The organism is Desulfonatronum sp. SC1, from assembly GCF_003046795.1.
GTDB lineage: Bacteria > Desulfobacterota > Desulfovibrionia > Desulfovibrionales > Desulfonatronaceae > Desulfonatronum.
In genome coordinates, this window is the sequence record NZ_PZKN01000035.1 from 1 (window position 1) to 22,643 (window position 22,643).

The following is a 22,643-nucleotide window of genomic DNA, read 5'->3' on the forward strand; positions in this document are numbered from 1 at the left end:
GGGGGGGAGAGATATGGCTGTTGCTGAATTACCCTTTGTGGGTTGGGTGGCGCGGGCATCCTACCTGCGTGGACAGGCAAGATGCCTGTCCACGCTATTTTGACACCAACCGCCCATGCAAGGGACAAAAAAGCATGGGTGATGGAATAAGGTAAATAGAGACCCAGCTAACTCCCTTATTTCAAGGAACGGGGGACCAGATACGCGGAGTTCCCGCTGATCCGGGCCAACAGGGCCAGAACGCCGAAGAGCAGGGCCGCCGCCAGGTGGGACCAACCGATGAGCATCACGGCTTCCGGGGAAAAGGACCATTCGGGCAGGTTCTTGAGCACCCGGAAAAAGCCCGTTCCGATCAGGGCGGCCACGGTCGCGACGCGCAGCCAGCCCCAGAGAGTAATCCGGTATTTCCGGGAATGAATCCGCAGGTGGATCACGGCCCAATAGGCGACCAGGGCCAGAAAAACCCCGGCCGCGACGTAGTGCAGGACGTGCTGGACAAAAAAGTCCGCGGTCCAGGCCAAGCCGGGAATGTCGGCGACATAGTACCGTTTGAACAGAGGCATCTGGCCCAGCCCGGAAATGGCCAATACGAACACGCTGACCGCGAAAAGCCGTGTCTGCCAGAGGGATACGGGAGATTTCGGGCTATTCATGGTCGACCTCCTTCCGGGTCATGGCCCGTGCGCCGGTCAGCAGCCCGGCGGCAATGCCCGCCAAAGGCGCCGCGACCAGGGCCCAGGTCAGATTTTCCGCCTTGGCCATCACGTCCGGGACCGGCTTGAGATGTGGCCGGCCCGGGCCGGTCTGGATCGTGCCATTCAGCACCTCAAAGGGCACCGGGGAAACATAGAAGGTGTTCGTCCCGCCGTTCTCTTCAGCCCCGTACACGTACCCATCCATGTCCGCGGCCAGCTTACGGGCCAGGTCCAACATTTCGGAACGCGGTCCGATGTGCTGAATATGCATGGGGCAGATCTCGATGCACGCCGGTTCGTGTCCTTGGGCCACCCGCTGGTAACAGCGGTCGCACTTGTACATCACCCCGTTCCCGGCGAACCTGGGCATCAGGTCCAGATACAACCCCACGCCGGTCTGGCGCTGCGGAATCTCCCAGGGGCAGACGTCACGGCACTTGCCCCCGCCCAGGCAGATTTTTTCGTTGATCCGTACAATCCCGTCGGATTGGCGAAAGGCCGCGCCCCAGGGGCAAAGATTGGCGCAGGGCGGGTTTTGGCAATGCAGGCATCGTCTGGGGACGTGCAGCTCGAAAGGCTTGCCGTTCCACTCCCCGGCGGCGGTTTGGATATACAGCCAGTTAAACGGGGTCAGCCGGTCGTCCGTGAACCGCCGCTCTGTCCAGTCCTCAGCCTGCACCCGCTTGGGAAACATCTCCGGAAACGGCTTCTCCGGTTTGGGATGCTTGAACCCGTTGACCTCCCGGCAGGCCTCCACGCAGGCCCCGCAACCGATGCACTGGCTGATGTCCAGGACCGTTGCCAACTCCTCCGGGCGACCGGCTGCCTCGACGGAGCCTACGTTCATGGGCATAACCGCCGCCGCGCCGGCCACTCCCGCGGCTTTCAGGAAATTTCGCCTGGAAAGGGTACTAGGGCGCGTCACCGCGCCATCTTTGGCATCGTGCATGAGAGACCTCCCGGTCGCTATTTTTTCACGGAATCGGACCTTGTTTGTCTCACTGTTAAAGCATGAAGCATGCCATACGATTGCCATCCATCATTCCATTAAAATGATAAGAATAAATACACGGCCTGTCCTGTTGAAAAAACAACCTTTCCCGACTTGTTTACATATGATTAATCAGTCGTGAGCAGGCTGGCGAAACAAAGCCTCCTTGGTTCGGGAAAAACTCGGTATGGCGCAATGTTGTAATCGTTGCCAACAACCAGATAATCAAAACCGCATTTCTCATCTCTTCGTTAAACTTTCCGGATGAAAATCCACTGGCGTCATTTCCGCTCTATCGTGCTCCCCAGTCCATCCCCCGCCCAGAGCCTTGAACAGGGTAGCCGTGGCGCTGAACACGTCTCTGACGGCATTGTTCAGGTTCTGTTCCGCGGCCAACCGCGTCCGGTGGGCGTCGAGAAACTCGATGAAACGCACCAGACCCTGACGATAGCGGATGTCCGCCAGTTCCTCGGCCCGTCGGGCGATAGCCAGTTGCCGATCAACGGTGTTCATGTACTCACGGGAGCTTTGATAAAAAACCAGGGCGTCCCGTACCTCGTTGAAGGCTTGGCTCACCGTTGCCGTATAGTCAATTTCCGCCTGCGCGAACTGCGCTTCGGCGGATTCCACCCGGGCCTTGTTGCGTCCGAAATCCAGCAATGGGCCAGCCGCTCCAACGCCCAGGCTCCAAGTTCTGGCCGAAGAAGTAAACAGATCGCCCGCCTCCACGGACGTCCCGCCTAGGAGGGCAGCCAAGTTCAGCTTGGGCAACCGTTCTGCCTGGGTGATTCCGATCCGGGCCGAAGCGGCCCGCAGGGCCTCTTCCACGGCCCGGATGTCCGGTCGGCGGAATAGCAGTTCCGAAGGCAGCATCAGGGGCATGACGCCGGGATCACGAATATCCGCAAGGACCCGCGTGCCCATGTCCGGCTCAGCCATCAGCCCAGCCGGACTCAGGCCCGTGAGGATGCCCAAGGCCCCCTCCAACATCCGGACCTGTCTGTGTTGAAGGGGCAGCATCGCCCTGGTCGCCTCCAATTCGGACTCGGCTTGGCGCAGGACCAGTTCGTCGACCTGACCATGCTTGAACCGGATCGCCTCCAATCGATACATTTCCTCGAGGATGCCCAATGCCTGCCGGGTAACCTCCAGTTCCCGGCGAGCCGCCTGCAGGCTGAAATACGTACTCACCACTTCGGCGATCACGGCCAGACGCACGGCCTCATGGGCGTACACACTCCCCTGCAGCAAGGCCTCGGAGGCCTCGCGCTCCCGGGCTAGTCGGCCCCAAATGTCCACCTCGTAGCTAAGCACGCCGGCCAGGGAAAACAGGTTTCCGACCGGCCCACGGTCCTGGGACAGGCCCGCGGCCTGACCGGATGCCTGCTGGCGGACTGCGTCGGCCTGGATCCCCACCGTGGGGAATTGATCGGCCGTGCTGTAGCCCAGGCGAGCCCGGGCTTCCCGCACGCGGGCCGCCTGCATTCGCACGTCCGGATTATCCTGAACGGCACGGGCCACCAGTTTGTCCAGGGTTGAGTCATCGAAGCGCTTCCACCAATCCTGCCAATCCTCGGCGCCCTCGCCTCGCAACGCGGTGTTCTCCGGCCATACCTCGGGCAGCGGCATGGCCGGGCGGCGATAGTCCGGCCCCAGGGCGCATCCCGCCAGCGGCAACACAGCGAAAACCAGCAGAACTGCTACCATATGGAAGAGAAAAAAACATCGCCTATACATTGCTGACCTCTTTTTTCGGGCACAACATTTTTCGATTATGGAACCAGAAGGAAGAGTCGTCCATCAGCTTGTAGAACACCGGGACGAAGAGCAGGGCCAGGGAGCTGGCCAGGATCATCCCGCCCACCACCACGGTCCCGATCTCCTGGCGGCTGTTTGCTCCGGCCCCCGTGGCGAAGACCAGAGGCATGGAGCCGATGATGAAGGTCAGGGCGGTCATCATGATCGCCCGGAAACGCTGCCGGGCCGCGGCCAGGGCCGCGTCGAGAGCGCACAGGCCTTCGCGTTCCCGGTTCTGGGCCGCGAACTCCACGATGAGAATGGCGTTTTTGGCTGCCAGCCCGATGAGCACCAACAACCCGATCTGGAAGTAGATGTCGTTGGGAAAGCCGCGCCACAGCCCGGACAGGGCCGCGCCGAGCACGCCGAAGGGCACGGCCGAGGCCACGGCAAAGGGCAGGGACCAGCGCTCGTACTGGGCGGCCAGGATCAGAAAGACCATCAGCAATCCCAGCCCGAAGGCCAGCCCCCCGGCCCCGGCCGCGGCGTCCAGCTGATAGGCCTCGCCCACCCAGCCGATGCGCGCCGACAGGCCCAGAATTTCCGCCCCCGCGTCCTCAATGGCCTGCTTGGCCTGGCCCGTGGTGTAGCCCGGGGCCGGATCGGCGAAGAACTTGGCCGCGCTGTTGACGTTGAAGCGGTTGATGACGTCCGGTCCCGGTCGGCGCTCCAGGGTGACCAGGGCGCTCAAAGGCAGCATCTCGCCGTGCTCCGAGCGGACGAAGACCCGGTTCAGATCCTCGGGGCGGCTTCGGAACTCGCCTTCGGACTGCATGTTCACCTGCCAATTGCGCCCGGCCAGGGTGAAGTCGTTGACGTACAGGGAGCCGAAGGTGCTCTGCATGGCCTCGAAGATCTGATTGATGGACACTCCCGCGGCCCGGGCTTTTTCCCGGTCCACTTCGGCGTGGTAGCGAGGAATGGTGGTGCTCAGGGTGACCCGGGCGTTGATCACTTCCGGGCGGGCATTGATCGCGGCGATGAAGCGTCCGGCCAGGGACTCGATTTCCCGGGGCGAGGAACCGTCGCGGACCTCCAGGTAGCCCTGCACGCCCCCGGTCAGGGACAAGCCCTGGATGGGCGGCGGGGTGAAGGCCAGCACGTTGGCTTCCTGAACACCCATGCCCATGCCCATGATCCGCCCGGCCAGGGACATGGCGTCCTGGCCCGGGGCTTGGCGGTCCTTCCAGTCGGTCAGATTGGCGAAGCCCAGGCCGACGTTGGTGCGCAGGGCTCCGTCAAAAATGTCGAATCCGGCCACGGTGGTGAACTCCTGGACCTCCTCCAGGCTGGTGAGCATGTCCGTGATGGTCTCGCGCGCGGCCTCGGTGCGCGGCAGGGCCGCGCCTTGGGGCAGTTGATAGACGACCAGGGCCACGCCCTGGTCCTCCTGAGGGACCAGGCCGGAGGGCAAACGCGAGACCGCGTACACCGTCCCGGCGGTCACGGCCAGAAAGAGCAGCATGCTGATCACGGAGTGGCGCAGCATTTTCTCCACGACCCAGGCGAACACGGAGGTGAGCTTGTCGAACAGATAGTTGAACAGGGCGAAGGGCCCGGAGGTTTTCCGAGGCTTGCGGTCCAGCAACAGGGCGCACATGGCCGGAGTCAGGGTCAAGGCCACCACGCCGGAGACTACCACGGAGACGGAGATGGTCACCGCGAACTGACGGTAGAGTTCGCCGGTCATTCCGCCCAGAAACGCCACGGGCACGAAGACCGCCACCAGGACCAGGGTAGAGGAGACCACGGCCCCGGAGACCTGTTTCATGGTCTCGACGGCCGCTTCCCGGGCGCGCAGACCCTGCTCGCGCATCAGGCGATCCACATTTTCCAGGACGATGATCGCGTTGTCCACCACGATGCCGATGGACAGCACCAGGCCGAACAGGGTCAGCAGATTCACGGAAAAGCCCAGGAGCAGCATTCCGGCGAAGGTGCCCACCAGGGAGACGGGGATGGCCGCTGCCGGGATCAGCGTGGCCCGGAAGCGTTGTAGGAAGACGAAGGTGACCAACACTACCAGGACCACGGCGATGAACAGGGTGATCATCACCTCGCGGATGGAAATCTCCACGAATTCCGTGGTGTCGTAGGCCACGGTGTAGGCCACGCCGGGGGGGAAGTGCCGGGAGAGTTCCTCCAGGGTATCGTGGACCCGGGAGGCTGTATCCAGGGCGTTGGCGCCGGGTTGGAGATAGACCCCGAGGGGCACGGCGGATTGACCATTGTACGAGGCGGAAAACGCATAGCTCTGCGAACCCAGCTCGGCCCGGGCCACGTCGCCCAGGCGCAACACGGCCCCGTCCTCGGAGGAGCGCAGGATGATTTCCTCGAATTCCCGGGTGTCGGCCAACTGCCCTCGGGTGGTCACGGCAAAGGTGAAGGCCTGGTCCGCCGAGGAAGGCGCGGCGCCCAACTGCCCGGCGGCGAACAGGGCGTTCTGTTCCCGGACCGCGGCGGCCACGTCCGACGGAGTCAGGTCGTACTGGGCCAGCTTGTCCGGGTTCAGCCAGATGCGCATGGAATAGTCCTGGGCTCCGAACAGAGACGCATCGCCCACCCCGGGCAACCGGACCAGCTCGTCCAGGACGTTGAGCAGGGCATAGTTGCTGATGAACAGCGTGCTCTGGCTGTCGTCGGGCGAATAGAGCACCGGGACCATCAGGATGTTCGTGGAACGGGCCTCCACGCGTACTCCCAGGTCCCTGACCCGCTGGGGCAGCCGGGAGGCGGCCGCCTGGACCCGGTTGTTCACATTGATGGCCGCCTGGTCCGGGTCCGTGCCCATTTCAAAGGAGACCGTGATCTGCAGCATGCCGGAATCCGTGGCGCTGGACTCCATGTAGATCATGTCGTCCACGCCGTTGATTTCCTGCTCCAGAGGCGCGGCCACGGCCGCGGCGATGACCTCGGAACTGGCCCCGGGATACATGGCCGAAACCACGATCTGCGGCGGGACGACGTCCGGATACTGCTCCACGGGCAACACGCGCAGGGCCGCGGCCCCGGCCATGACGATGATGATGGAAATGACCGAGGCGAAGATCGGCCGGTCGATAAAAAACCGAAACATCTAGTTTTCCTCCAGCTTCGGATTCTCCCTGGGAATTTGGTCGTTGCTCACTTGGTCGCTCACGTGATCACCCTTGGGGGCGTCCTCCATGGCATCGTCATGGACGGTCTCCACGACGTTCACGGGCATGCCGTCGCGCAGGGCCGCCTGGCCGTTGATCACGACTTGGTCGCCGCTCTTCAGCCCCTCCAGAATGATCTGCCGACCATCGGTCACGGGTCCCAGGCGGACCGGCCTGAGCCGAGCCGTGTTCTCGTCGTCCACGACGAACAGGTGCGTTGTTTCCCGCCCCTGCCCCACCGCGGCCTCCGGCACCGTGAACACCTCCTCCAGAAGCCGCAAGACGACCTGAATCCGGACGAATTGCCCGGGGATCAGCGTCAGGTCCGGATTGGGGAAAACGGCCCGGGCCGTAACCGTGCCGGTCCGGGGGTCGATGACGCTCGCGGTGAAGTCGATGTCCCCCTGGCGAGGATGTTCCAGGCCTCCCGGCAACAGCAGCTTTGCGCGCCGGGAGCGCTCGTCGACGCCGCGCATCGCGGCGTCGACTTCCGGCATGGCGAACCGGACATGCACCGGATCCTGTTGGGTGATGGTGGCCAGAAGCCCGGCCCATTCGATCAAATTGCCCTCGGAGAGGCTCTCCATGCCGGTCACCCCGGCTACGGGAGCGCGGACTTCCGTGTAGCCGAGGCTGCGCCGGGCGTCGGCCACGACCACTTCGGCCTGGGCGTGACGGGCCTGAGCCCGTTCCAGGTCGGTCAGAGCCTTGTCCTTTTCCAGTTCGCTTACCGCGGCTTCGGCGAACAAATTGGAGTATCTGGCCCATTCCCGCTGGGCATGGTTCAGACTGGCCCGGGCGTCGGCCAAATCGGCCTCGGCCCGAAGCAGGGCGATCTCGTAGCGTTCCGGATCGATGCGAAACAGCAGCTCATCCTTATTGACGGACCGCCCTTCCTCGAACAGCCGTTCCCGGAGGATCCCCTCCACCCTGGAGCGCACTTGAACCTGACGCGAGCCGTGAACCCTGGCCGGATACTCCCGAACCACTTCCACGTCCCGCGTCTGCACGGTCAAAACGGTCACCGGCGGAGGAGGAGGCGCGGGACGCTCCTGGGACTCCGAGGGCCCGCCGCACGCCGCCAGTCCCAGAACAAGCAGCAAAACGACCATCATTGCCGCGCCACGCCGTACCCAAAAATCTATCCTTCGCATCCAACCCTCCATATCTTCACATCATCCCCATTCTGCTTTCCATTCAACACAATCAGCCAGTGCATGCTCGAAATCGAGATCATTCCGACCTCCTGACTCCTGACTTCTGACTTCTGACTCCTGACTTCTGTTTTTTCACACTCTCGACCATCGAGTATGCGACACCCAGCCGAAGCGCGAAAAAAAGTCCGCGATCCGGACGCCTTCCGTGGACAAATCCTGCATGCCCGGTTCCTGGTCCTGATAGAGCAAAATGACGATGTCGCCCTCCCGCTCCGGACACGTCCAGACATCTATACAGTTTACGGCCCCGTCGCCGGAAAGATACAACTCCTCGGCGCTTTCTTTCGCCCTCGCTCCATCTTCGCGACTGAGGGGGCAGACGTAGATAACTTCCATTCGTTGCATGGCATCGCCTTGGCGCGGCCTGTTGCGCCGCGGTCGGAATTCGGGTTCGGTCAGATCATTGTCCGGAAAAACGACGCGTCGTTCTTCATGATGAACCGAACGGCGTCCATATCCTTTTCCGAAGTCGCGAAGGCGTTCAACTCCTTCAGGGTGTCGAAAAGCTGGGCCCTTCTGAGATAACGCAGACCAAGAAAGGAATACTCGCGAGACAAGACGTACCTCCCCTCCCGCGTCAGATAGAGCACGAATTTGACCTTCTCCAATCCCAGAGCGAAAATGACCCTGCCCTGAAACACAAGATCGGCCTTGCCTGTCTGCTTGACCCTGAACTCCTGCATTTCCCCGCCTCCGGACAAAACGTTCGAAGTAGCGTTTGTTTTGACGCCAGGAGTATTCATTTGTCATGCCATAATGGATAGCCATTAATTTCAGCGTAGTGAGACGCCGTGCTGATGTTTTACGTCATATTTGACAAGAAATGGCCAGCCAAATATGACGCTTTAACGCAATCCGCCAAATATAACACAACCGAGGCACATCTGGACGAAAACATTTTTTTCCGGGAAGCGACGCTGCGGATCTGCAGCAGTTTGAATCCGAGACGGGCCATGGAGCGGACCCTGGAGTACATTCGGGAGTTTGTTCCGGCGGATGGTTTGTTCGTCGGCCTGTTCGAGCCGGACCTGAACATTGGGCGGACCATCGTCCGCATTGTCCCCAACGATTGGCCCAAGGTCCCGGAACCCTTGCCCATTCCTGACGATTCTCTGGCATATATGCATCAAAAATGGCAGTCAGAGCCCACATTCCGTATTATCAACGACTGGCGCGAGGCTGAACCGGAAATACAGCCGCTGCTGAAGATGACATGGCCTGAAAACACCTCTCTACTTATCACCGACCTGGCTTTGGAATCCAAGCGCATCGGCGTTCTTCTGCTGGGGGCCGAGGGCCGCGACCGCTATACGGACCGGCATGCCCGGCTGATGAACAACCTCAACGAACCATTCGCCGTGGCCCTGGCCAACGCCCTGCAATATCAGGAGGTGGTTCGGCTCAAGGAAATGCTTGAGGACGACAACCAGTATCTGTTCAACGAGCTGCGCGGCATTTCCTCCAGCGACACCATCGTCGGCGCGGATCTGGGACTTCGGGAAGTGATGCGGTTGGTCCGGCAGGTCGGGCCACTGGAGAGTCCGGTGTTGCTTTTGGGGGAGACCGGCACGGGCAAGGAACTCTTGGCCAACGCTTTGCACCGGGCTTCTCCCCGGCGCAATGGCCCGTTCGTCAAGGTCAACTGCGGCGGTTTGCCGGAAAGTCTGTTGGACAGCGAGCTGTTCGGCCATGAAAAAGGGGCGTTCACCGGCGCCATCGCCCTGAAGCGTGGCCGGTTCGAGCGCGCCCACGGCGGCACGATTTTTTTGGATGAGATCGGCGAGCTGACGCCGGGCGCCCAGGTCAAGCTCTTGCGGGTCTTACAGCAGAAGGAAATCGAACGGGTCGGCGGTACGCGGACCATTCCGGTGGACGTCCGGATTATCAGCGCCACGCACCGCAATCTGGAGCAGATGGTCCGGGAGGGGACGTTTCGCGAGGACCTCTGGTTCCGGCTGAACGTCTTCCCGATCATGATCCCGCCCCTGCGGCACCGCCCTCAGGATATTCCGGCCCTTCTGGACCATCTGCTGACCAGGAAGACCCGGGAGATGAAGATCACCCGCAAGGTCCGCCCGGCCCCAGGGGCGCTGGACCTGCTTAAACAGCATCCGTGGCCCGGCAACGTCCGGGAACTGCAGAATCTGGTGGAGCGCTCCCTGATCCAAAGCCAGAGCCAGAGCCAGAACCAACGCCTGAATCAGGCAACCTCGACTGATGCGGTCCTGACCTTGGAACTGCATCCCGGCGGCCCGGCACCAACAGCGACACCGTCGCCGTCCTTGGCAGAAGACGTGCTCCCCTTCGACCGGGCCGTGGCCCGGCTGATCATCACGGCCCTGGAACGCACGGAAGGCAAGGTCATCGGTCCCGGCGGCGCCGCGGAATTGCTGGGCCTTAACCCCAGCACCCTGCGGGGTAAAATGCGCAAACTGGGGATCAGCGCATCCCGAAGCCGGAAGAAGTCCCAGGGCGTTGCCCCGGGCTGACTATTTCGCCCTTTCAGGGCTTGCCCGCAGCCCAACGGAGCGGCATTCGATAGCCCAGGGCAACGCCCTGGGATGGAGATGGTGCAACAAGAACAGCCCTGAAAGGGCGACCCTCTTTTACCCCTTGACCCAGCCCACCAGAACGACTTCCGCCTTGCGGCCGCTCACCAAGGCACCCTCATCAAGGCGTCTCAGTTCCATCCTCCGTGGGCCCGGTCGGCTCTGGCTGAGCTTCGCGTCGCCCACCCCGGAGCCGATCCAGCATCCCGATCACCATGGCATAGAGAAAGGGCACGAAGACCACGCCCAGGAAGGTGGCCGCGATCATGCCGGCGAAGACCGAGGTGCCCAGGGCGTGGCGGGCCGAGGCTCCGGCACCGGTGGCGATCACCATGGGCAGAACCCCGAGGATAAAGGCCAGGGAGGTCATCAGGATCGGGCGGAAACGCATCCTGGAGGCCTCCAGCGTGGCGTCGAACAGGCTCAGGCCCCGTTCATAGGCCGCCTTGGCGTATTCCACGATAAGCACGGCGTTCTTGGCCGCCAGACCGATGAGCATGACCAGGCCGATCTGGGCGTAAACGTTGTTGTCCAGTCCGCGCAGCCATTGCCCGCTATAGGCTCCGAAGACCCCCAGGGGCAGGGCGAAGAGCACGGCAAAGGGAATGGCCCAACTTTCGTACAATGCGGCCAGACAGAGAAAGACCATCAGCAAGGCCAGGGCGAAGACCGGGCCGTACTTGTCGGCGGACTCCTTTTCCTGCAGGGCCAGCCCTGCCCATTCATAGCCAAAGCCCGGGGGCAGAGATTGTTCCGCGGTTTGCTCCATGGCCGTGATGAGCTGCCCGCTGCTGAACCCCGGCGCCGCCGCGGCGGTTACGCTCACGGCGGGATAGACGTTGTACCTGGCGATATATTCCGGACCGGAGGCGTCCGTGACCGTGACCAGGGTAGACAGGGGAACCATGTTGCCCTGGTTGTTGCGCACGTAGAAGTTCACGATGTTCTCGGGCCTGGCCCGGAACTCCGGCTTGGCCTGGAGCATGACCCGGTAGGTTCTTCCGAACATGTTCAGGTCGTTGATGTACAGCCCGCCGAGAAAGGCTTGCAGCGCCGAATAGACCTGGTTCAGGGGCACGCCCATGGCCTTGGCCTTGTCCCGGTCCACTTCCAACAGCAGGTGCGGTACGCTGGAGGAAAAGGAGGTGAACGGGCTGGCCACCTCGGGACGCTGGCCGGCCGCGGCGATGAATTCGTTGGCCACTCGGGCCAACTCTTGGACTCCCGCCCCGGCCCGGTCCTGGATTTGAATCTCCACTCCGCCCGTGGATCCCAGCCCAGGAATGGGCGGAGGAGAAAAGGCGAAGGCCAGACCGTCGTCGATGGTCCAAAAGTATCGGCTGGCCTTGGCCAGAATGGCGTCCAGGCTCAGGTCAGGGGTTTGCCGCTCGTCCCAGGGATCCAGGATCACGAACAGGGTCGCGGCGTAGGAGGTTATGCCCGCGCCCAGGATGTTGAACCCGCCCAGGGTGATGTAGGCGTCCACGCCCTCGGCCTGGTCCAGGTAGGCCTCGATCTTGCGCACCGCGATGTCCGTACGCTCCAGGGAGGCAGCCGGAGGCAGTTGGAGGCTGACCAGGAAATAGCCCATGTCTTCCGGGGGGACGAATCCGGTGGGCAGGACGCGCAGCAGACCGTAGGACGAGCCGAAGATGGCGATCAGCACGCACAAGGTCAGGGCCCAGCCGCGGATGGACGCCCGGACTGTGGCCACATAGCCCCGGGTAAAGGCCTCGAAAAAGCGGTTGAACCAGCTGAAGAACCATCCCAGGGGGCCGCGCATGGGTTTGGAGGGCCGCAGCAGGAGCACGGCCAGGGCCGGGCTGAGGGTCAGGGCGTTGAAGACTGAAATGCCCACGGATACCGTCAGGGTCAGGGCGAACTGCTTGTAAAGCTGTCCGGCTATCCCTCCCAGGAAGGCCACGGGAATGAACACCGCCGCGATGACCAACCCGTTGGCCACCACCGGCCCGGCCACGTCGTCCATGGCCTTGAGGGTCGCGGCCCGGGGTTCCATGCCTTCCTTGTCCATGTTGTGCTGGGCTGCCTCCACCACCACGATGGCGTCGTCCACCACCAGGCCGATGGCCAGAACCAGGGCGAACAGGGTCAGGGTGTTCAGGGTGAAGCCGAGGATGGGAAAGGCGATAAACGCCCCGATCAGGGAGACCGGCACGGCGATCATGGGAATGACCGTGGCCCGCCAGCTTTGCAGGAAAAGAAAGACCACCAGGAAGACCAGGAGAAAGGCCACGAACAGGGTTTCCACCACCTCGTCGATGGAAGCGGAGACGAACTTCGTGGTGTCATAGGCAATGGCATACGCCACGTCGTCCGGAAAGGTCCGGGACAATTCCTCGATGGCCTTGCGCAAGTCCGCTACCACGGTCAGGGAGTTGGCCCCGGGGAGCTGGTAGATCATCAGGGTGGCCGTGGGCTTGCCGGAAAAACGGCTGAACGAGCTGTAGAAATCCCCGCCTATTTCCACTTCGGCCACGTCCCGCAGCCGGACCAGGGCTCCGGAATCCGCGGTCTTGATGATCACGTTTTCAAACTCCTCCACCTCGGAGAGCTGCCCACGGACCTTCACAGAGTACTGGAACAGCGTGCCCGGGGGGGCCGGGGCCTGGCCGATCTGCCCGGCCGGGGCCGGGATGTTCTGGTCCTGCAGGGCTTGATCGATGTCCGAGGCCACGACGCCCAGGGAGGCCATCTTGTCCGGATCCACCCAGATGCGCAGGGAGAACTCCCCTGCCCCAAAGGCGTCCACCTTGCCCACTCCGGGCACCCGGCTCAGGGCGTCGGTCAGGTTGATTTTGGCGTAGTTGAGCAGGAACAGGGCGTCGTAGGTCTCCTCCGGCGATGTCAGGTTCACGGCCAGCAGCATGTCCGTGGCCTGTTTCTGCACCGTGACCCCCATCCGCTTGACCATGTCCGGCAGTTTGGGCTCGGCCTGGCTGACCCGGTTCTGGACCTCCACCGTGGCCATGTCCAGATCGTGACCCACCTCGAAGGTCACGGTCAGGCTGTAGCTGCCATCGTTGGAGCTGGTGGAGGACATGGAAACCATGCCTTCCACCCCGTTGACCTGCTCCTCGATGGCCGAGGCCACGCTTTGCTCCACCACCTCGGCCGAGGCACCGGGATAGCTGGCGCTGACGTTCACCGTGGGCGGGGTGATTTCCGGATACTGGGCCACGGGCAGATTGATCAGCGCCAAGGCCCCGGCCAGGGTCATGACGATGGATAGGACCGAGGCGAAAACGGGCCGATCTATGAAATATTTATAAAACATGGCGGCCTCACTGGCCTGTGGCGGCGTCTGAAGTGTCGCCTGGATGGCCGTCCGAAGGGGTGCCTAAAGCACCTTCCGTTTCCTCACTGGTTTCCTCCCGTGAGGCCGAGGCAGGCGACGTGTCGGAGGATGGTAAAGAAGGCGACGTGTCGGCGGATGGTGAAGAAACCGACGTGTCAGTGGGATCCGAAACCGGAGTGCCGACCGGTGCCGTCAGCGTCGTTTCAGAGTCTTCCAGCTCGTAGGAAATAACGGTGGGGGCGACGTGGGCGCCGGGACGCAATTTTTGAAGATTGTCCACGACCACCCGGTCGCCGGGCTCGACGCCCCTTACAGCGCGCAGGTTGTTCAGACGCATGCCCACCTCCACGCCGCGCGAGGCGACCAGCCCCTGATCGTCCACCACGAAAACGCTCTTGCGGCCCAAGGTGTCCATGATCGCCACCTGGGGAATGAGCAGTGTTTCCCATTCCTGTTCCAGGGTCACCCGGACCCGCCCGAACATGCCCGGGCGGAGCATTCCGTCCGGATTGGGAAACACGGCCCGGGCCGCGATGCTGCCGGTCTTGGGGTCCACTTCCCGGTCAAACATGTCCAAATGGCCGATATGCTGGTAGATCAAACCCCCAGCCAGGGTCAGTTGGATGTCCAGGGTCTTGATCACGTCCTCGAAGTCGTCCCCGAAGTGGTCGCTGAGATTGAGATAGTCTTCTTCGCTGAGATAAAAGAAGAGGTGCATCGGGTCCACGGTGGATACCCGGGCAAGCAGAGTGGTCCCGGCGCTGACCAGCCCGCCCTGATCCACCAGGGCAAAGCCGATCCGGCCATCGATGGGCGAATTGATCCGGGTGTAGCGGAGCTGGAGTTCCGCCAGATTGACCGAGGCCGCGCTGACCAGGACACTGGCCTCGGCCTCCTGCTCCTTGATCTCTTTCAGGTCGAACTCCTCCTGGGAGATCATGGCCTGACGAAGCAGCGTGGCGTAACGCTGGGTCTCCTTGCGGGCCAGCTCCAGGCTGACCTTGGCGTATTCATGCTGGGCCTTGGCCTTGGCCAAATCCTGCTGGTACTGTTCCGGGTCGATCAGAAACAGAAGCTGATCCTTTTTGACCAAGGCCCCATCATCGAAATCGCGGCGCAGCAGATGTCCGTTGACCCGTGAGCGGATTTCCACGGTTTCCAAGGCCTGGGTGTTGCCCACGGCCTCCCCGTAGATGGGCACGGTCATCATCCGGGCCGTGATCACGTTCACCGGCAGGGCCGATGGCGGCCTCTGGGCAGGCGGCGAGGAATCCCCGCAGCCCGCCAAAAGCGCCGTCCCACCTAACAACAAGCAAACGCTTATCCACCGCCAAAAACGCCTTGCTCCAGAATCACTACGCATCAGGTGGACTCCTTTCCGCCGAGTCAACATTATTATCCGAGAAGTTCGGCGATTGAGGAAGCTGGTGGTCAACACAAGAATCGCCGTGAACACTTCTGATCAAGCCATTTACCATCTTGTGTGCCGTAATCCAGGAGGACAGGGTTTGCAAGGACCTGCTGGAAACACCAGCATGAATACCGTGCTTTTGGCACGATCCAAATGAACGACCTACCGGGAGTATCGATTAAAATGGCTGGACATGCACGCCATGTGCGCATGTCTTCCGATTCCCCTCTGGAGCTTCGCGTACCGGCGGAGAATCGGGCGATCATTTGGGGAGAAGCAGCAACAATATGCCCACGGGCACGATCCAGGCCACAGCCAAGGTGGGGATGAGGACTTCATGCATGCGGATGGATTGTTGGGTTTGCTTGACCATTTCGGTGTCGGCCAGGTCCGTGGGCAGGCCGACGATGTCCGGGGCGGACTATTTTGATGTACCATTCTGCTGGGTTCATGTTTTATTATTAATTCCTCGTGTGTGAGACCAAAAGGCTTTAATAAAGAGCGATACGGGTTATTTTGTCGCGATATTATTGCCTTATGAGCGAGGATCGCATAATTTGTCAGGGGCGAATTGTACAAGGTGATTCTCAGTAACAGTGGAGGAATTTGGCATGGCCGAAAAGAATATAGAGTGTTTAGGCAATGTCGCTAAAAGCGGTTTGCTGGTAGGTGGGTCCGGCTTGATCGGCGGTGGAATTCTCCATTATTTCAAGACATATGTTGATGGTGAGTTCGAACTGATGGGGCCCAACAGCAAACAGTTAAGCTTGCGCAACCCTGAAGACGTACGTCTTCATGTTCGTCGCCACCGTCCAGAATTCATCGTCAACTGCGCCATCGCCGCCCTTGATTCAAATCCTTTGCTCGCCTACCAAATCAATTATCTTGGCACTCTGCACTTGGCCCGCGCGGCTCTGGAGCAGGGAATTCCTTATATTCACTTCAGCTCCGCCGCCGTGTTGCCTCCCGGCGAGAATCTTACCGAAGACGACCACCTGGAGCTGACCGCGAAGCTCCCCAACTACCCCAAATCCAAATTGCTTGCGGAAATGGCCCTGGCCGAGATGCACCGGAAATATGGGCTGGATTATACAATTATTCGCTTGGCTGTGGTTTACGGCGCCCATGATCACAAGATCCAGGGCTTTCATCGCATGTTGTTCGCCATTGCCGACCAGACAATGCCCCTGCTCTTCACGAACCGTCGGGCTGCGCACTCCTATACCAACGCCATGAAGATTCCGCCCTTTGTTCATCATATTCTCACACATCGCGAGGAATTCGGGGGAAGAATTTGGCATTTTGTCGATCCTGCTCCTGTGTCGCTCAGCGAACTTATCCTCACGATCAAGTCCTATCTCCAACTGAAGCGGCCTTGGAAGATTTATCTCCCCTATCCCGTGGCCCATTTCGGCGCTGGTATCATACATTGGTTGATCCGCATGCTGGGGCGAATCGGCATTGATGCCCGAATGCCGGCGGAACTGCTCTTCATGGAACAATTTTACCAGACCCAAACCCTGTCCTCTCGTCGCCTCCAGGAGTCCAGCTTCTTCGACCCCAAGCCTGAAACCACCGTATTCACGGAATTGCCTCATTTGCTGGAATATTACCTGACCCGCTGGGAAGCTCTCAATCTGATCACCACCTACAACAAAGACTTTTTCGATTGCGGACGCCAAAGCGAGGATTTTGTGAACAATCCGTCCAAGTTGCTGGAAACTTTGGGCAAGTGAAGATGTCGCGTTCTCTGTGGCACCAAAGACAAGCCTCACACGCCAGTTGGTCGATGGTCGTTGTCGGAAGAGGATAAGGGCTGGATCAAACAACCGCGGCTTGGGAATTTTCGTCGTCGACAAGACCGGTCAATACCTCACGGCGACGCAGTTACCTTCGACCACGGGGGGGCATACCCAGGTGGACTTGCACCTCATGCCGGCGAAAGCCGACGATCGCTGTTCAGGTGATGCTGCCCGGAATTGTTGAGCAGTTACGGAACAACGATTTCCGGCTTTTGCACTCAAGTTCGTTGGGTGCCCTGGATCGGATGGCCCAGGGCCAAGGCCGAAAGTTTGAGACTGGGGAACGCAACGTGGCCCCGTGCCGGCGAGGAAGATTTTCTTCCGGCATGGGGCCACGTCTTTGTGAGGTCTACTTCAGGAGAAGCAGCAGGCCCACGGGCACGGACCAGGCCGGCGCGAAGGCGGAGATGAGGATTTTTGGGAAGTGGATCAGTTGGCGGGTTTGTTTGATTATTTCAGGATCGGCCAGGTCCTCGAACAGGCCGACGATGTCCGGGGCGGACTTTTCCGATGCTCCATTCTGCTGGGATCATGTTTCATTATCAATTCCTCGTGTGTGAGGCTAAAAGGCTTTAAAATGCGATACGGGTTATTTAACCTCCACCGGCTTGCAGGTCACATGGCAAATCCCGGTCGGGGTCTGCATTGCATAGGGGAAGTACCTGCGTTTGAAATACAGGGCCACGTGGACCAGCCCGATGAGCACGGGTACTTCCACCAGGGGCCCGATGACCGCGGCGAAGGCCACTCCGGAATGGATGCCGAACACGGCGATGGCCACGGCGATGGCCAGTTCGAAGTTGTTGGAGGCCGCGGTGAAGCTCAGTGATGTGGACTGTTCATAGGTGGCCTTGAACTTCATGGACAGGAAAAAGGAGATGATGAACATGGTCACGAAGTAGATCAGCAGCGGAATGGCCACCCGGACCACGTCCATGGGCAGTTCAACAATGTACTCGCCCTTGAGGGAGAACATCACCACGATGGTGAACAGCAGGGCGATCAGGGTAAAGGGACTGATGAAGGGGATGAATTTTTCCTGGTACCATTGTTCGCCCTTGGTCCGTACCCCGTACAACCGGGAGAAGATGCCCCCGGCAAAGGGAATGCCCAGATAGATCAGGACGCTGACGGCGATTTCCTTCACGGTGATGTCCACCAGGGTGCCCTCAATGCCCAGCCAGCTTGGAAACACGGTCAGGAAGAGGTAGGCGTAGACCGAGAAGAGCAGGATCTGAAAGACTGAATTGAAGGCCACCAGTCCGGCGCAGTATTCCCGGTCGCCCTTGGCCAGATCGTTCCAAACGATGACCATGGCAATGCAGCGGGCCAGACCGATCAGGATCAGACCGACCATGTACTCGTGATGGTCGGAGAGAAAGGCCACGGCCAGCAGAAACATCAAAATCGGCCCGATGATCCAATTCTGGACCAGAGACAAAACCAGCACCCGTGTATGGCGGAAAACCAGATGCATCTTGTCGTACTGGACCTTGGCCAGGGGCGGGTACATCATCACGATCAGGCCGATGGCAATGGGGATGTTCGTATTTCCGATCTGGAAGAGATTGAGGATGTCCGGGATGGCCGGGAAGAGATACCCGGCCCCCACGCCAACGAGCATGGCCAGGAAGATCCAGAGGGTCAGGTAGCGGTCCAGAACGGACATTTGTTTGGCAACGGATTCAGTCATTGCGTTCTCCTTGAAACACGTTGGAAGATTACGCGGAGCATTCCGCATTTTCCCGTTGACGTCGGCAGACTTCGTCAGGTTCACAGGCCAGGATGGCCTCAAGGCTGTTCCTGTCAGCTTGAATGGTCGCCGATGCGGCCAAGGAATCCCGCAACCATTTTTGCAGTAGATCAGGGAATTGATCGGCCAAGCGATAATAGACCCACCGTCCCTGCTTGCGATTCTGAACCAGACGGGCGGCCTGCAGGATGCTCATGTGCCTGGAAACCGTTGCCCCGGCTATGCCGAGCATCTCGATCAACTGGCAGACGCAGAGTTCGTCCCGCTCCATGAGCGCGGCGACAATCCGCATCCTGTTGCCATCGGCCAGTCCTTTGACCATGGTCAGGGGTGTCTCCATTTTTTCTCCTGGAATGCACATCTAGCTAAACGACGAAATATAAGTTACAAAACAATTTCTCGTTGTCAAGCGAACTACACCACCATGCGGACCCCATAAAAGATTCACGCAACAAGGATGTGCGCGATGCCCCAAGACGCACCGAAAAACGCCCCGGAAACACTGATCCAAAAAGTGGTCACGGCCTGCGGCTCCTGCGAGGACTGTCGCCACTTCATCGAGGACGCCTGCCTGTTTCTGCCGGAATTGTTCCGCCTGCACGACCGCAAACGGGAACACGGCGAAGAAGCGACAAAAGATGAATTGCAGCGACTGTCCGACCTGTGCAATCTTTGCGGGCTTTGTCCCTGCGCCAAAATCCGGCGAGAAATCATGACCGCCAAGGCGGCTTACGCAGCAAGGGACGGGTTGCCCTTCAGCGTGCGGGCCCTTCAGGATGTGGGGCGGATCGGCAAACTGTGCGGAGCGTTTCCGCGGTTGAGCAATGTGATGGTCGGCAATCCCGTGACCTCGGCCCTGATCAAGAAAACCCTGGGCATGCACGCGGACCGAACAATGCCGGCGGTGCCCCGGAAAAATTTCGACCATTGGGTGCGGAAGCGTTCAGCCAGGGTGGGCCGAGACACGGATCATCAAGCGCGCAAGGCGGTCTATTTTCCGGGCTGCACGGCCCGCTTTCTGTTTCCCGAGGTGGCGCGGGCCGCGGTGGAGGTTCTGGAAGCCTTCGGAGTGGATGTGGTCGCATCCGTGCACGACCCGGACGGCGAATGCTGCGGCATGCCGCCTCTGCTGGAAGGGGACCGGGACATGGCCCTGAATCTGGTCTCGCGCAACCTGCAATGGATGGCGGAGCATGTGGCCGAGGGGTTCGACATGGTCTGCTCCTGCCCGACCTGCGGGTATTTTTTCAAGCATCTCCTGCGGGACGGGGCGTATTATTCCGAGGCGTATCAGCAGCATGCCGGGGGAGACGCGAAAACGCTGCGCATTCCCGTGGGCATGGGCGTCAACGGGCCGAGTGAAGGGAACATGGTGGTCCTGCACCGGGCCACTTATGGACCAATCCTCCGGGACAATGGCCAATTTTCCAGCCTTGATCCGCTCCAGCGCATCGCAGTGGGCGAACACGCCTTTGATCTGGGCGAGTACCTGGCCGCACTGGCCGTGGAGGGCCGAGCACCAAAAATGGCGCATCCCGTTCCCGGGAGAGCGGTCTACTACCCGCCCTGCCACCTCCGGGAACAAAAGATCGGATATCCGTTTCTGGAATTACTGGAAAACGTCCCCGAGCTGTCCGTTGTTCCGCTCACCGGGACCCTGAACTGCTGCGGCATGGCCGGGATCATGGGCTACAAGAAGCAGTTTCATCACTCCAGCCTGGAACTGGGCGCGCCGTTGATGGACAAGATCCGAGCGCTTCAGCCGGAAACCATCATCACCGAATGCTTGAGCTGTCGCCTGCAATTCCAGCACATGGACAACATCCCGGTCCTGCACCCCGTGGAAGTGCTGCGGACCGCGATGAATGGTCGACGGAGCATCTCGTGAGCGTACGCCGGGTCGGAAAAGAATCTTCTGGCTTTCCGGCCAGCGCGCGAACAGAGGGACGAGATCGATTTATCACTCAGATTCGATAAAGGAGTCGTTATGGCAGAGGAAAAAAAGAATAAAGGATTGTTCGCTCGTTTGTTTGGAACACAAAGTTCTCGCTGCTGCGGCATGCAGATTGAAGAAGTGGGCGAGAATGTACCAATGGCTCAGAGCGAGGATGTCAACGCGGTAAAGCAGAGCCAAGAGCAAGCTTCCGCCAAGCAGGATTTGGGGTCTGAAAATAAAGAAACCGAAAAACCAAACGCACCGACGTGAAGCTGGTCTCCGCCTTCTCAGTCTGAGGAGAAAACAACCCGGAAGCCCATGCAACCTTTGGAAATGGCCCCTTGTTGCGGCGGTGCCGCAACACCTGCTGGAAACGAACAGGCAAGTTCCGACGTTTCTGGTGGTGGGGGCGGCAATCCACGACCATAGGCAATTTTCAAAACAATCTTGGCAGGATGGTTGAGCCTGAACGGCATCCTTTTACAGCAAGGAGAACGCGATGTTCGAAAAAATTCTCTACCCCACCGACGGTTCCGAGGTTTCTCTCCAGGCCTTGAAATACGTGAAAGGGTTGCAGGGGGCCGGTGCCAAACTGGTCGTCCTGCTCAGAGTAGTGGACGAAAAAACCATGGACGTCGTACGCAAGGGAATGACCTTGGCGGGAAAAGAATCCGGTGCGTTTTTAAGCACGGTGTATGAGTCCCTGCTGGAGGAAGCCCGCCAACAGCTCAAACCCATAGCCGAAGAGCTCGAAGCCGCCGGACTGAACGTTTCCATGCGCATTGAATCCGGCAGACCCAGGTCCAGAGTTCTGGAAATCGCTGATGAAGAAAATGTCTCGGCCATTGTCCTTGGCTCCCACGGTCGCGGCAACATGGCCGGCATGCTTCTGGGCTCGGTGGCGGACTACGTTGTGCGTCACGCTAGGCAGTCGGTGATCGTGATCAAAAGACAGGAAGGGCAATCAACCAGGGCAAATGTCAGATGATTCCAGGGGCTCGTTGTCATCGCTCGGAGGCAATACGTCCGTCAACTCCAGCGCCATATCCCCCCGCAGATACTCGGCCAGGCCAAGCATGCCGTCGGCCAGATATTTCACGTCAAAACTTTTGGTTTTCAGATAGGTCATGGCGATGATCGCCCGGTCCTTGAGTGGGCAGGCCGTGACCACCAGCTTGTCGGGGTCGAGCCTGTGCAATTGCCGGGGCAGGTCGGGCAGCGGAATGTGCAGGCCAAACCCCATTTTCCAGGTCGCATGTTCCTCGGCGAAACGGATGTCCACGAACTGGACCTTGTCCTGCTGGAGCAGACCGACCAGCTCCCGACTGGTAATCTTCATGTCCCAGCGGGCCGCATAGTCGTATTGCAACAGGTACTCCTCCAGGGTCGGCTCGTCGGCATGCAGGTTGGAAACCATGAGCAAGGCCGGCAACAACAATGATATCAACAATTTTTTCATGGAACTCTTCTCATAATTTTTTTCATAGTTTTCAATAAAGAAACTACTTCTCCGAGTGTATCAGCTCAAAAAGTCCGGGCAAACTCCACGAATCGACCGCCGTGACGGATGCGCTGAGAGGTGCGTTCCGGCTATGATTCAAGCAGAGACGCAGGCAAGCTCTGCACATAGTCTCTAATTTTATCGCGTACGCGGCGGTAATGGGTCAAGGCTTCCTCTTCATTTTGGGCTTGTTCGGCGAGTTTGGGCGGATCGTCAAAGCCAACGTGGAGCCGTTTTGTCTTGGCGGGAAAGAAAGGGCAGGTTTCTTGGGCATGTCCGCACAGGGTGATCACGTAATCGAATTCCTGCTCCGGCAATTCATCCACGGTCTTGGAGCGAAACCCGCTGATGTCCACCCCGGCTTCGGCCATCACCTTCACGGCCAGAGGATTGAGGCCGTGCCTTTCAATGCCTGCTGAGTAAGCGTCGATGGATTCACTCCTCAGATGCCGAGCCCAGCCCTCAGCCATTTGGCTGCGGCAGGAATTTCCCGTGCACAGAAACAGAATTTGCATTTTTGCCATGATGGCCTCCTCGT

At 60.1% G+C, this 22,643-nt stretch carries 18 protein-coding genes; 5 read left to right on the plus strand and 13 right to left on the minus strand.

What is annotated here, in order from left to right:
- Positions 1-176 precede the first annotated feature (176 nt).
- The 7 genes from C6366_RS15725 to C6366_RS15755 all read right to left on the minus strand — a co-directional run bounded on the left by C6366_RS15725 (position 177) and on the right by C6366_RS15755 (position 8,520).
- Positions 177-653 (minus strand): FeS-binding protein, encoded by a 477-nt coding sequence (locus C6366_RS15725; RefSeq protein WP_107739625.1) that lies wholly within the window; start codon positions 651-653, stop codon positions 177-179.
- Positions 646-1,644: a 4Fe-4S dicluster domain-containing protein gene (locus tag C6366_RS15730; protein WP_107739626.1), complete on the minus strand. Its 999-nt coding sequence runs from the start codon at positions 1,642-1,644 to the stop codon at positions 646-648. Before C6366_RS15730 ends, C6366_RS15725 begins: the two co-directional genes overlap by 8 nt.
- 282 nt (positions 1,645-1,926) lie before the next feature.
- On the minus strand, positions 1,927-3,423 hold the full coding sequence (locus C6366_RS15735; RefSeq protein WP_199221536.1) for an efflux transporter outer membrane subunit: 1,497 nt from the start codon (positions 3,421-3,423) through the stop codon (positions 1,927-1,929).
- Complete coding sequence (locus C6366_RS15740) at positions 3,416-6,559, minus strand: efflux RND transporter permease subunit (RefSeq protein ID WP_107739628.1); 3,144 nt, start codon at positions 6,557-6,559, stop codon at positions 3,416-3,418. Before C6366_RS15740 ends, C6366_RS15735 begins: the two co-directional genes overlap by 8 nt.
- Positions 6,560-7,774: an efflux RND transporter periplasmic adaptor subunit gene (locus tag C6366_RS15745; RefSeq protein WP_199221537.1), complete on the minus strand. Its 1,215-nt coding sequence runs from the start codon at positions 7,772-7,774 to the stop codon at positions 6,560-6,562.
- Between the two features lie 135 nt (positions 7,775-7,909).
- Positions 7,910-8,182 (minus strand): hypothetical protein, encoded by a 273-nt coding sequence (locus tag C6366_RS15750; protein ID WP_107739633.1) that lies wholly within the window; start codon positions 8,180-8,182, stop codon positions 7,910-7,912.
- A gap of 50 nt (positions 8,183-8,232) precedes the next feature.
- Positions 8,233-8,520 carry a hypothetical protein gene (locus C6366_RS15755; protein ID WP_107739635.1) on the minus strand — a complete coding sequence of 96 codons (288 nt, stop codon included), beginning with the start codon at positions 8,518-8,520 and terminating at the stop codon, positions 8,233-8,235.
- 270 nt (positions 8,521-8,790) lie between these two features.
- On the opposite strand from C6366_RS15755, the gene C6366_RS20340 reads away from it, so the two are divergent.
- Positions 8,791-10,326 carry a sigma 54-interacting transcriptional regulator gene (locus C6366_RS20340; RefSeq protein ID WP_233248535.1) on the plus strand — a complete coding sequence of 512 codons (1,536 nt, stop codon included), beginning with the start codon at positions 8,791-8,793 and terminating at the stop codon, positions 10,324-10,326.
- A 181-nt stretch (positions 10,327-10,507) separates the two neighbouring features.
- Here the strand turns inward: C6366_RS20340 and C6366_RS15765 are convergent, their stop codons facing one another.
- Positions 10,508-13,681 (minus strand): efflux RND transporter permease subunit, encoded by a 3,174-nt coding sequence (locus C6366_RS15765; protein WP_107739637.1) that lies wholly within the window; start codon positions 13,679-13,681, stop codon positions 10,508-10,510.
- A 7-nt stretch (positions 13,682-13,688) separates the two neighbouring features.
- The gene (locus C6366_RS15770) at positions 13,689-15,065 is read right to left on the minus strand and encodes an efflux RND transporter periplasmic adaptor subunit (RefSeq protein ID WP_158269821.1); all 1,377 of its coding nucleotides are present in this window, start codon (positions 15,063-15,065) and stop codon (positions 13,689-13,691) included.
- Positions 15,066-15,724: 659 nt separating this feature from the next.
- On the opposite strand from C6366_RS15770, the gene C6366_RS15775 reads away from it, so the two are divergent.
- A complete protein-coding gene (locus tag C6366_RS15775; protein ID WP_107739641.1) occupies positions 15,725-16,849 on the plus strand; it encodes an NAD(P)-dependent oxidoreductase in 1,125 nt (374 codons plus the stop codon).
- Between the two features lie 655 nt (positions 16,850-17,504).
- On the opposite strand, the gene arsB is transcribed toward C6366_RS15775, so the two are convergent.
- Positions 17,505-18,608 carry an ACR3 family arsenite efflux transporter gene (gene arsB, locus C6366_RS15780; RefSeq protein ID WP_107739643.1) on the minus strand — a complete coding sequence of 368 codons (1,104 nt, stop codon included), beginning with the start codon at positions 18,606-18,608 and terminating at the stop codon, positions 17,505-17,507.
- 28 nt (positions 18,609-18,636) lie between these two features.
- The gene (locus C6366_RS15785) at positions 18,637-19,008 is read right to left on the minus strand and encodes a helix-turn-helix transcriptional regulator (RefSeq protein WP_107739645.1); all 372 of its coding nucleotides are present in this window, start codon (positions 19,006-19,008) and stop codon (positions 18,637-18,639) included.
- Positions 19,009-19,134: 126 nt separating this feature from the next.
- On the opposite strand from C6366_RS15785, the gene C6366_RS15790 reads away from it, so the two are divergent.
- The 3 genes from C6366_RS15790 (at position 19,135) to C6366_RS15800 (ending at position 21,592) form a co-directional block, all read left to right on the plus strand.
- The gene (locus C6366_RS15790; protein ID WP_158269822.1) at positions 19,135-20,556 is read left to right on the plus strand and encodes a heterodisulfide reductase-related iron-sulfur binding cluster; all 1,422 of its coding nucleotides are present in this window, start codon (positions 19,135-19,137) and stop codon (positions 20,554-20,556) included.
- Between the two features lie 99 nt (positions 20,557-20,655).
- A complete protein-coding gene (locus C6366_RS15795) occupies positions 20,656-20,874 on the plus strand; it encodes a hypothetical protein (protein WP_107739649.1) in 219 nt (72 codons plus the stop codon).
- A 229-nt stretch (positions 20,875-21,103) separates the two neighbouring features.
- Positions 21,104-21,592 carry a universal stress protein gene (locus C6366_RS15800; protein WP_107739651.1) on the plus strand — a complete coding sequence of 163 codons (489 nt, stop codon included), beginning with the start codon at positions 21,104-21,106 and terminating at the stop codon, positions 21,590-21,592.
- On the opposite strand, the gene C6366_RS15805 is transcribed toward C6366_RS15800, so the two are convergent.
- Together C6366_RS15805 and C6366_RS15810 are read right to left on the minus strand one after the other, a co-directional pair.
- Entirely contained in the window at positions 21,569-22,063 is a 495-nt protein-coding gene (locus C6366_RS15805) for a rhodanese-like domain-containing protein (RefSeq protein WP_199221538.1), read from the minus strand. The two genes, C6366_RS15800 and C6366_RS15805, sit on opposite strands and share 24 nt — an antisense overlap.
- A gap of 131 nt (positions 22,064-22,194) precedes the next feature.
- On the minus strand, positions 22,195-22,629 hold the full coding sequence (locus C6366_RS15810) for an arsenate reductase ArsC (RefSeq protein WP_107739653.1): 435 nt from the start codon (positions 22,627-22,629) through the stop codon (positions 22,195-22,197).
- Positions 22,630-22,643 lie beyond the last annotated feature (14 nt).

Excerpts from the sequence above, each read along its gene's own strand:
- C6366_RS15725 (WP_107739625.1), bottom strand. The coding sequence starts at position 653 with ATGAATAGCCCGAAATCTCCCGTATCCCTCTGGCAGACACGGCTTTTC.
- C6366_RS15735 (WP_199221536.1), bottom strand. The coding sequence starts at position 3,423 with ATGTATAGGCGATGTTTTTTTCTCTTCCATATGGTAGCAGTTCTGCTG.
- C6366_RS15740 (WP_107739628.1), bottom strand. The coding sequence starts at position 6,559 with ATGTTTCGGTTTTTTATCGACCGGCCGATCTTCGCCTCGGTCATTTCC.
- C6366_RS20340 (WP_233248535.1), top strand. The coding sequence starts at position 8,791 with ATGGAGCGGACCCTGGAGTACATTCGGGAGTTTGTTCCGGCGGATGGT.
- C6366_RS15790 (WP_158269822.1), top strand. The coding sequence starts at position 19,135 with ATGCCCCAAGACGCACCGAAAAACGCCCCGGAAACACTGATCCAAAAA.
- C6366_RS15785 (WP_107739645.1), bottom strand. The coding sequence starts at position 19,008 with ATGGAGACACCCCTGACCATGGTCAAAGGACTGGCCGATGGCAACAGG.
- C6366_RS15750 (WP_107739633.1), bottom strand. The coding sequence starts at position 8,182 with ATGCAACGAATGGAAGTTATCTACGTCTGCCCCCTCAGTCGCGAAGAT.
- C6366_RS15795 (WP_107739649.1), top strand. The coding sequence starts at position 20,656 with ATGGCAGAGGAAAAAAAGAATAAAGGATTGTTCGCTCGTTTGTTTGGA.
- C6366_RS15800 (WP_107739651.1), top strand. The coding sequence starts at position 21,104 with ATGTTCGAAAAAATTCTCTACCCCACCGACGGTTCCGAGGTTTCTCTC.
- arsB (WP_107739643.1), bottom strand. The coding sequence starts at position 18,608 with ATGACTGAATCCGTTGCCAAACAAATGTCCGTTCTGGACCGCTACCTG.
- C6366_RS15730 (WP_107739626.1), bottom strand. The coding sequence starts at position 1,644 with ATGCACGATGCCAAAGATGGCGCGGTGACGCGCCCTAGTACCCTTTCC.
- C6366_RS15805 (WP_199221538.1), bottom strand. The coding sequence starts at position 22,063 with ATGAAAAAATTGTTGATATCATTGTTGTTGCCGGCCTTGCTCATGGTT.
- C6366_RS15775 (WP_107739641.1), top strand. The coding sequence starts at position 15,725 with ATGGCCGAAAAGAATATAGAGTGTTTAGGCAATGTCGCTAAAAGCGGT.
- C6366_RS15810 (WP_107739653.1), bottom strand. The coding sequence starts at position 22,629 with ATGGCAAAAATGCAAATTCTGTTTCTGTGCACGGGAAATTCCTGCCGC.
- C6366_RS15755 (WP_107739635.1), bottom strand. The coding sequence starts at position 8,520 with ATGCAGGAGTTCAGGGTCAAGCAGACAGGCAAGGCCGATCTTGTGTTT.
- C6366_RS15745 (WP_199221537.1), bottom strand. The coding sequence starts at position 7,774 with ATGCGAAGGATAGATTTTTGGGTACGGCGTGGCGCGGCAATGATGGTC.
- C6366_RS15770 (WP_158269821.1), bottom strand. The coding sequence starts at position 15,065 with ATGCGTAGTGATTCTGGAGCAAGGCGTTTTTGGCGGTGGATAAGCGTT.
- C6366_RS15765 (WP_107739637.1), bottom strand. The coding sequence starts at position 13,681 with ATGTTTTATAAATATTTCATAGATCGGCCCGTTTTCGCCTCGGTCCTA.